Here is an 8,250-nt window from a genome sequence, read left to right as displayed (position 1 = left end):
CCGCGTAAAAGACAGCCTTATACATCCGGTAGCGGCCGTCGGGGAGAAGGACGATGTTGATCTCCGCCCAACTGTCCTGGTCCTCCGCGTCGGGCTCCCGAGGTCCCCATTCCAGATAGCGCCCTGATCTGATGCGTGTGAGCTCCAGGCCATCCTTGGTTATGAACGCTCCACAACTCATGTAGATGAGCTGGGTACCGTCGGGTCTTTTAATCGCCTTGCCGGGTACGGGGTAGCAGGTATCAGGCGACATTGGGTTGGAGCTCACACCCGTCCTGGCGCCGGGATCAATCGTCCAGTTGATCCCATCGCTGGTCACGGCAGAAATAAGGCGGTACGTGGTGAAACCGTGCTTCAGCCCGGCCGGTGAGTCCATCTCGCTGCGGGGATGCCAAGCGCTGTGGAAGATAAGCCTTGTTCCACCCGAGGGGAGATCGACCTGAAAGGCATCTGCGAAGAGCTCGAGGGTGTCGCCAACAAGCCTGTTCTGTACGGCGAATCCCACGGGAACCCACCGCGTGGTCAAGGTTGGCGTGGGCACAGGCGTAGGTGCAGGCGTGGGCGTGGCGGTGGGCCGGGGTGTGGGAGTTGCCGTTGGCGCCACAGTTGGTGTGGACGTTGGAGCCGGCAGCGGCGTCCGTGTAGGTGTAGGCACGGGCGTTGGCGTCGGCGCGGGCGGCGCCTGCTTCCCGCCGCACGCCGCAACGAGCAATGCGATGCAGAGGCCAATCAGGACCCAACGCATTCTTGTCATGTCGTAGTTCCTCGATTGGCGGCTGCTACTTTAACTGTTTTTTATTGCCAGCAAAAGCCTAGGGTTTAACAAATTCAAGAAGGCCTAGTCAAGGCTCTATTGTATCAAGGCTCTATGGCCAAGTCAAAATAGCTTCAGGCTTACTCAAGGACTCTGTACGTCTGCCTTGTTTGTATGTAGGCAGTAGCACGTATGGTTTGGTGTGTCAAGTGTCTAATTGCCTGGTAGAAACCGCTCAGAAGGGGAAAAGGCTTAGACACCAATGCTCGGACTGGATTCTTTGAGGGCTAACGCCCCACGTAGAAACCGCTCAGAAGGGGAAAAGGCTTAGACACTTAGTGCCATGTCCTGTGCCTCCCTTTATGTTTATTAGGGTAGAAACCGCTCAGAAGGGGAAAAGGCTTAGACACTTGATACCCACATGCTCAAGGCCTTGACGGGCGGGCAGTAGAAACCGCTCAGAAGGGGAAAAGGCTTAGACACATGCGGGCATACTACGAGGCTTTAGAGCGCCATTCCCTGGGCCTATGTAGTAGGGTAATACGCACGAGTTTTGGAACAAAGTTATTGTTCGGGGAAGGTGACGGTACTTTGGGACCTGACTCTATGTTGACTCACGGCTGGCTTATGCCTAGATTATTGTACCAAAGTTTGTACCAACACGGGGATAAATCGGGTTACGTCGAGAGATTATCTAGGCATGGTTTCCCTGACTTTGAGATGCAATGGTACACACTGAGATGTTTCAACACCTATTTCCCAAGCAGAGGGTCGTGGGTTCAAATCCCATCGCCCGCTCCAGCGTTTCTACAAATAGCCCACCAGAACCTTCTTACCTGCCCACCTGCGATCCGCGCGGTTGACGGGAAGCTTCTACCCAGATTGACGGCTTATTAAAGGGGAGAGCCGAGAATTCTTCTGGCAAGGGCACTTCAGCTCGAGGGTTTCTTATTACCCACGCTCTCCCATCTGATTGGAACCGAACTGGGCCTTCACGGACAGAATCATTTGTGCCAACCCGCCTAGCACCAGCCACGGTAACGATCACTGCAGAGACTCTGGTCGAGTCTCGCGCTAGAAACTGATCTACAGCAGCGAATACCCGATCGAATTCGGCTTCAGTGGTAAAGTACACCATGTCGGCCACTTCTAGACATATGATGTTGCTCCGACCATGCTGCAATTGTGGCCTACCATCATTGAGACGATTTCTGACTAATGTGCCCCAATCAGATGGTATTACATCTTGTATCCCGACTACCCAAAGTCGCTGGTGCCCAATCCCATTCTGAAACTCTCCATCAGTGACTAGAACGTCAAATTGATTGAGGTCGCCTTGGAGTCGGACTACTCCTTGGGTGGCCGAGCTAACATACATAAGCCATGGCCCTGGGAGGAATAAACAGGGTCTGCAATCAGGTTGGGTTGTATACCCCCGAACAACTTCGGAAATTGCATTAAATTCAACGGCGCCTCGAATTTCCAGTGATACTGCTACAAATGGATTCCACCGTGCTATGAGTGGCAGCATCTCTCGTGCTAACGCATTTAGGTGAGCAATCCGATTTGCGTGAGGACGAGATCGAAATGTCAGTCTCTTGCATCCAATGTGGACTTCTCTACCCCAGATAGTACCCTCAATGTCTGCCTTAGAGGCGCCAGCAGGAAGTCTAAGATTCACATCGTGCCCTGCTTCTCTTAAATTTAATGTAACAAGTAATTCATACAAAGTTGACTCAAACTCAGGATGATTTCTCAGTTTTGCCGCAACATTATTCCTGACTTCTTCACTCCATGACGCCTCAAGTCTAGCAACCAAGAATTCCAGGGTCAAAATACGGTGTGCCGAGAGCAGTCCGTGTTCTATCCGATTATCGCCCTGGATAACCATTGCACTGGGCAGCGGTCTTTCAAGAACACCCTCATACCACAATTTATGGATCGGATGTGTGTTGTTCTCAAGAGCAGACGTAAAGGTACCCTGTTCTAGTCCACGCCGCACTGCAACTCCTAGACCTCGACACCCTTCTTCCAACCATTCTTGGCCCAAGAGATTCTGTAAACGTTCAAAATGATGTGCATCCCAAGGCATAGCAATGTACTCCAAGGAGCGTTAATCTAGCGTTAATCTAAAGTGATGAACTGGTCTCAAACTGGATTGGCATGTCGAGTTATGGATTAAAACTCCCAACTAATGATACTAAAGCACCCAAAAGTATTATTAAATTTCTCTTATAATACCCAAGTATCATAAGCTTCCTTAAACATGGACCTCCCTCCATTGCCCCTCCCTCCCCGCTGTGCTAAACTCACCGCCATTCTTAAAACCTAAACTTTCGCTGCGTACTAAACGTCCAATCGAAGCCCTACCCACAAACGCTACAATTCCCTTCTTAGCTGACAGCCAAATCGTCTATATTGGACACAGCGCCGTGGAGGTCAAACTTTTTGAGGTGACGTATGGCAACCATTGACGAACGGTACACCAAGATGTTCGCGGAATCGGCCAAGGCGTATAAAAAGGCGGTAGGCTACTTCCCCAGCGGCATCACGCACCAGAACCGCTACGCCGAGCCCTTCCCGGTGTATTTCAATCGAGGCATGGCGGGCGTGAAGTTTGACCTTGACGGTAACGAGGTCATCGACTATGTGATGGGGAACGGGGCGCTGCTGCAGGGCCACGCCCACCCGGAGATTGTGGCGGCGGTGGCAGCCCAGACAGCTCAGGGGACGCATCTAGGCGGCAGCACACCTTTCGAAATCGAGTGGGCGGAGGCGGTGATGCGGCTGGTGCCGTCCATAGAGCAGGTGCGGTTCACAAACTCGGGCACCGAGTCCACCTACTTAGCCATACGCATGGCGCGGGCGTTTACGGGCAAGAACAAGATATTGAAGTTCGAGGAGCACTACCACGGCTGGCACGAATGGGCACTGCCGTCGCAGGGGAACAACCCGCCAGCCGTGGTGCCAAAGGCCATCATGGACATGGTCCTGGTATGCCGGCCCGACATCGACCAAGTCGAGCGCATCCTGAAGAACGACAAAGACGTGGCGGCGGTGATACTGGAGCCCACGGGCGCCCACTACAGCTGCTTCCCCATTCAGTGCGAGACCTTCTTGCCCAAGCTTCGAGAGGTGACCGCCAAGTACGGCGTGCTGCTGATTTTCGACGAGACCATTACGGGCTTTCGCGTGTCCAAGGGCGGCGCACAGGTGCGCTACAACATCGACCCCGACCTCAGTACCTTCGGCAAGATTGTGGCAGGGGGCATGCCCGGGGCGGCGGTGGGCGGCAAGGCGGAGATTATGGAGACGATGGCATTTCGTGGGACGCCGGACTGGGACAACGTGCGTCGAATCGGCCAAGGCGGGACGTTCAACGCCAACCCGCCCACAGCCATGGCGGGCATAGTGGGACTGAAGATGCTGGCGGAGCGGCCCATAAACCAGCGGGCCGATGAGCTGGCGGCTCGACTAAAGAAGGGAATCAACAACGCCTTCCGACGGGCCGAGGTGCCGGGCTTCGCGTATGGCATCGCATCAATGGTGAATCCTATGCTGGGCATGTGGCCCAAAAGCGGCAACCCGGAGGACCCCGTTATCAGCTACGAGGAGCGCCGCGCGGGCATGACGTCCAAGCGCACCGGCTACTTAACCAAAGCCATGCTGACCCACGGCGTCCACGTCATGGGCGGGCAGGTGTTCATGGTGTCGTCGGCGCACACAGAGGCGCAGATAGACAAGACGGTGGAGGCCTTCGAGGCGTCGCTGCGGGACTTGCGGAACGAAGGGATAGTGTAGGGGCTATGGAAAACAAGGAACGTGAAAAGGACGAGACGCAACAAGAAGTTTTGCGGGGTCGAGCGGATGAGAAAGAGTGGGAAAGCATATTTCGCTATGGAGAGCGCAAGGCCCGTGAACTAGGCATAAAGCCTGAGGACGTGGAGCGCCTGATAGACGAGTATCGCGAAGAGAAGAAACAGCGGCGAAATCAGAGATTAACAGAGACTTGACCCTGGACTCATTTCAATCCAGGCCTTATCATCCTTAGCGCATGAACGCGGAGCCACACAAAGGGCACAAAGTCCCGCGCCATTTCACCGCCAGCGGGTACCTGGTGAATGAGGGCAAGGTGCTGCTGCACTGGCACAAAAAAGTAAGGGCGTTGCTGCCGCCGGGAGGTCACATAGAGCCCAATGAAGACCCAGTCCAGGCCGTCTTACGGGAGATCCAAGAGGAGACTGGCGTACCGGCGGAGGTCATCCCGGGCAGGCTCGCTTACGACTTCTCATACCCCCAGCAGGTCCTTCCGCCTGAGGCAATTATGGTTGAGGATATCCAGGACCCCAGGACAGGATTCCACCAGCACATCGACATGATTTACTTCTGCCGGCCCTTAGGCCCTGCGCCCGTTATCAAGGACGGCTGGCGATGGTTCAGCGAGGAGCAGCTCAAGAACACAGGCCCGGCGGAGTGGATAAACGGTCAGGCGTTGGAGATCCCCGCCGACGTGCGACGCCTGGGGCTGGAGGCGCTGCGAAGGGCGCGGGAGTCAGGCTAGGGGGCGACGACGGGCGTTTCGATGGCTTGCCGGAGCAGTTTTATATGGTCTCGAGCAGCCCCTCGAAGGAGCAGCCGCGCGTAGAAAGCGCCCATGAGGTGGGAGGCGGTAAGGGGTAGAATGACTCGGCTGGTGTAACGGACTCGCGAGCCGTTTCCCGCGGGTTCAATGGTGACGGAGGCGTGGCCCTGGCATCGCCGCAGCCGGTACCGGTTTTCCATATCGACGGAGAAGCCGCCGGGTTTGTTGAGCGACACCACAGTCCAGACCAGCGTTCCCGGTCGAGCGTTGAGCTTGTACTCGCTCTGAATAGTTGCGCCGGGCTGAAGCGGGACGGGCGGCTCCAGCTTAAGGGCCGCGCCCCAGAAGCACTGCAGGGCCGGCGCCCGGCCCGCCAGTGACGCCGCGGCGTCGAAGGCCTGCTGTGGCGTGGCATCGAGTGTGATGGTGGCGGAGCGGGAGGCCTTTCGAAAAGGCAGGCCCCCGGCGTACATAAAGGCCAGGCCGCCGGCCATGATCACCAGGACCAAAGGCAAAGCCAGGTCTAGCGAGCCCAGCACTATTCCCAGAGGAAGGCCCACCATGCTGGCGGTCAGCACTTCCAGGGACCACCACTGGCGCTCCCCCAGGGGAATAACCTTCAGGGCGTTGTTTTGCGTCACACGAGCCTCCACGCATCCAAAATACGAAATGCTCGGAGTTGGCCGAGCAAAGATTAGCTGCCCTGTAATATGTGGTGAGAGCGGACTGAAGTTTTATCGCGGCCACCGATAAATCGGTGGCCGCGATAGGTTTTGTTACCGCATGCCGCCGCGGCCGCCGCCGAAACCGCTGCCCTCTTCGCGGGGGCGGGCTTCATTGACGGTGAGGTTGCGGGACTGATACGGCTTGCCGTTCAAGGCTTCGATGGCCGACTTGGCCTCGGAAGCGGTCGGCATTTCCACAAAGCCAAAGCCCTTGGACCGGCCGGTCTGCCGGTCACGGATAATCGTAACCGTTTCCACCTGCCCGTAGGCGCCGAATGCTGTCTGCAAGTCCTCTTCTAGGGTCTGATACGGAAGATTCCCAACGTAGATCCTCAAACCTTTCTCCTTCTGCTGCTCTGCAGCCTTACGATACGGAACGCCTCTGAAGCAGATGGCAACCCGTTCGAGAGTAGTATAACCCAAGAGGGAATGGACGCCAATAGGAATAAGGGCCCCGGATGGCAGGCCCTTATTAGAGGTCAATTAGGGGACGGTTAAGGCCTAATAGCGGCGCTGACCGCCGCCCTGGCCGCCGCGCCCGCCACCAAAACCGCCACCGCCGCCGCCTCGCTCTTCCCGGGGCCGGGCTTCGTTAACGGTCAAAGCGCGGGAGTTAATCTGCTTACCATTAAGGGCTTCAATGGCCGCCTTGGCCTCAGAGGCCGCGGGCATTTCCACAAAGCCGAAACCCTTGGAACGACCGGTCTGCCGGTCACGGATGACCGTGGCTGACTCCACTTGCCCGTAGGCGCTGAAAGTCCTCTGCAGCTCTTCTTCTGCCATCTCATATGGAAGGTTCCCAACGTAGATCCTCAAGCCGGTACTCCTTTTGCTGGATATTCCAGCTATACGATACGGTATACGCCTCTGTGCAAGTGGCAACCCGTTCGACGCAAGTATACGCCATCGCCACAAGTTGCGCTACTTTATATCGCCAAGCGCAGTCGCAAATAAAGATGAATGCCAGAAGACGTTTTGGCTAGCCGATATTCTGCATAGCGACGCTGAAAATGTACGAAAAGGCCGCTTTGCTATAGTCAACAGTCGTTATTCTTGACACCTCTTTGGGCCATTGGATACCCTACGTCTAGCGTGATGAAGCCCGCCCGGCGCTCTGCCAGACCGTCCTTATAGAGTCGGGGCTGATAGCTTCTGCTGGAGTCCCAGTGGAGGCTTTTTTGTTATAACGAGGATAGAATGGGTTTGGAAGATATATGTCAATAAGACTTTGGCGGAGCAGACCGCGGAGCGGCAACGCAAGGGCCGTCTGCCATAAATGCGGATTCGACGGGGCCGTACCTAAAGAGGTCCGGGTGGGCAACGGCGTAGGCCTGTATTCTAATTTGCCGCTGGACGGCCCGGAATGCGTAGAGACCGACGCCTGCTTAAAACGCCAGCAAAAGAGGCGCTGGGGAGAAGTCTTTGAGGAGATGGAAGGCAAAGAAGCCAAGTGCTGGGTCTGCCACAAGACCGGAATTGTAGGAGGGGGCCTGACCATAGCCGTGGACATGCTTTACATAAAAAAGGACGAGTACGGCCAGGTCTTTGAAGACGTGAAGTGGGTGCATAAAGACACCCAAGATTGTAATAGCTGAGAGCGCAATGATTACTGTGCTGCTGGTCGGAGCCGGGGGAGCTATCGGGTCTATGCTGCGATATGGCGTCGGCGTTTGGGCCGACCGCCTCCTTAGCCATCCTGTATTCCCCTATGGAACGGTGGCGGTGAACCTGGCGGGATGCTTACTCATCGGGCTGCTGGCGGGGCTGGTGGAAAGCCGTCAGCTTTTTGGAGGCGGCGTACAGTCTTTCCTAATCGTCGGCCTGCTGGGCGGCTTCACCACCTTCTCCGCCTTCGGCTACCAGACGCTGACGCTTTTTCGAGATGGGCAGCCGGGGCTGGCTTTTTTGAACGTGGGGCTGCAGGTGATCGTAGGGGTGGCCGCGGCGTGGGCGGGCTGGAGGCTGGGAACGGCGTAGAGAGGAACGGGCTGTGCCAGCAAATCCTTGCGCACAGCTTCAGCCCCTTTTATCATCGGACTATGACCAGCGTCTCGGCGAACGAATCTCAGGTGTTATCTAAGCTTAAGGCGGTATTCGGGTACACAGAATTCCGGCCGCTGCAAGAGGACATCGTCAAAGCAATCCTGAATCGTAAGGACGTCTTTGTCCTCATGCCCACCGGCGGGGGG

Annotated in this window: 8 protein-coding genes, 1 pseudogene and 1 CRISPR repeat array; of the genes and pseudogenes, 5 read left to right on the top strand and 4 right to left on the bottom strand. The window is 56.3% G+C overall.

Going from position 1 to position 8,250, the window contains the following annotated elements; genetic code table 11:
• Positions 1–520: 520 nt before the first annotated feature.
• Positions 521–718: pseudogene (locus tag FJ320_12545) on the bottom strand (hypothetical protein).
• 260 nt (positions 719–978) lie between these two features.
• A CRISPR array of direct repeats spans positions 979–1,237; the repeat unit is 36 nt; unit sequence GTAGAAACCGCTCAGAAGGGGAAAAGGCTTAGACAC.
• A gap of 1,977 nt (positions 1,238–3,214) precedes the next feature.
• Between FJ320_12545 and FJ320_12540 the strand changes: the two are divergent.
• Genes FJ320_12540 through FJ320_12530 form a run of 3 tightly spaced genes read left to right on the top strand, consistent with a single transcriptional unit; the run spans position 3,215 to position 5,315 of the window.
• Positions 3,215–4,555 carry an aminotransferase class III-fold pyridoxal phosphate-dependent enzyme gene (locus FJ320_12540; GenBank protein MBM3926776.1) on the top strand — a complete coding sequence of 447 codons (1,341 nt, stop codon included), beginning with the start codon at positions 3,215–3,217 and terminating at the stop codon, positions 4,553–4,555.
• A 5-nt stretch (positions 4,556–4,560) separates the two neighbouring features.
• Entirely contained in the window at positions 4,561–4,767 is a 207-nt protein-coding gene (locus FJ320_12535; GenBank protein MBM3926775.1) for a hypothetical protein, read from the top strand.
• 41 nt (positions 4,768–4,808) lie between these two features.
• Entirely contained in the window at positions 4,809–5,315 is a 507-nt protein-coding gene (locus tag FJ320_12530; protein MBM3926774.1) for an NUDIX domain-containing protein, read from the top strand.
• Here FJ320_12530 and FJ320_12525 read toward each other — a convergent pair.
• The 3 genes from FJ320_12525 to FJ320_12515 form a co-directional block, all read right to left on the bottom strand.
• Positions 5,312–5,977 carry an SRPBCC family protein gene (locus FJ320_12525; GenBank protein MBM3926773.1) on the bottom strand — a complete coding sequence of 222 codons (666 nt, stop codon included), beginning with the start codon at positions 5,975–5,977 and terminating at the stop codon, positions 5,312–5,314. The genes FJ320_12530 and FJ320_12525 overlap by 4 nt on opposite strands.
• A gap of 135 nt (positions 5,978–6,112) precedes the next feature.
• A complete protein-coding gene (locus FJ320_12520) occupies positions 6,113–6,397 on the bottom strand; it encodes an RNA-binding protein (protein MBM3926772.1) in 285 nt (94 codons plus the stop codon).
• A gap of 165 nt (positions 6,398–6,562) precedes the next feature.
• On the bottom strand, positions 6,563–6,877 hold the full coding sequence (locus FJ320_12515) for an RNA-binding protein (GenBank protein ID MBM3926771.1): 315 nt from the start codon (positions 6,875–6,877) through the stop codon (positions 6,563–6,565).
• A 398-nt stretch (positions 6,878–7,275) separates the two neighbouring features.
• On the opposite strand from FJ320_12515, the gene FJ320_12510 reads away from it, so the two are divergent.
• Entirely contained in the window at positions 7,276–7,656 is a 381-nt protein-coding gene (locus FJ320_12510; GenBank protein ID MBM3926770.1) for a hypothetical protein, read from the top strand.
• A gap of 7 nt (positions 7,657–7,663) precedes the next feature.
• Positions 7,664–8,038: a fluoride efflux transporter CrcB gene (gene crcB, locus FJ320_12505; GenBank protein MBM3926769.1), complete on the top strand. Its 375-nt coding sequence runs from the start codon at positions 7,664–7,666 to the stop codon at positions 8,036–8,038.
• Positions 8,039–8,250 lie beyond the last annotated feature (212 nt).

This window comes from SAR202 cluster bacterium, assembly GCA_016872285.1.
Classification (GTDB): Bacteria; Chloroflexota; Dehalococcoidia; order Lucifugimonadales.
The sequence above is the reverse complement of the archived record's forward strand: the minus strand, read 5'-3'. Positions and strand labels throughout refer to the sequence as shown.

What these genes read in the sequence shown, in the direction of transcription:
- FJ320_12510 (MBM3926770.1), top strand. Translation starts at nt 7,276, where the DNA reads ATGTCAATAAGACTTTGGCGGAGCAGACCGCGGAGCGGCAACGCAAGG.
- FJ320_12540 (MBM3926776.1), top strand. Translation starts at nt 3,215, where the DNA reads ATGGCAACCATTGACGAACGGTACACCAAGATGTTCGCGGAATCGGCC.
- FJ320_12530 (MBM3926774.1), top strand. Translation starts at nt 4,809, where the DNA reads ATGAACGCGGAGCCACACAAAGGGCACAAAGTCCCGCGCCATTTCACC.
- crcB (MBM3926769.1), top strand. Translation starts at nt 7,664, where the DNA reads ATGATTACTGTGCTGCTGGTCGGAGCCGGGGGAGCTATCGGGTCTATG.
- FJ320_12535 (MBM3926775.1), top strand. Translation starts at nt 4,561, where the DNA reads ATGGAAAACAAGGAACGTGAAAAGGACGAGACGCAACAAGAAGTTTTG.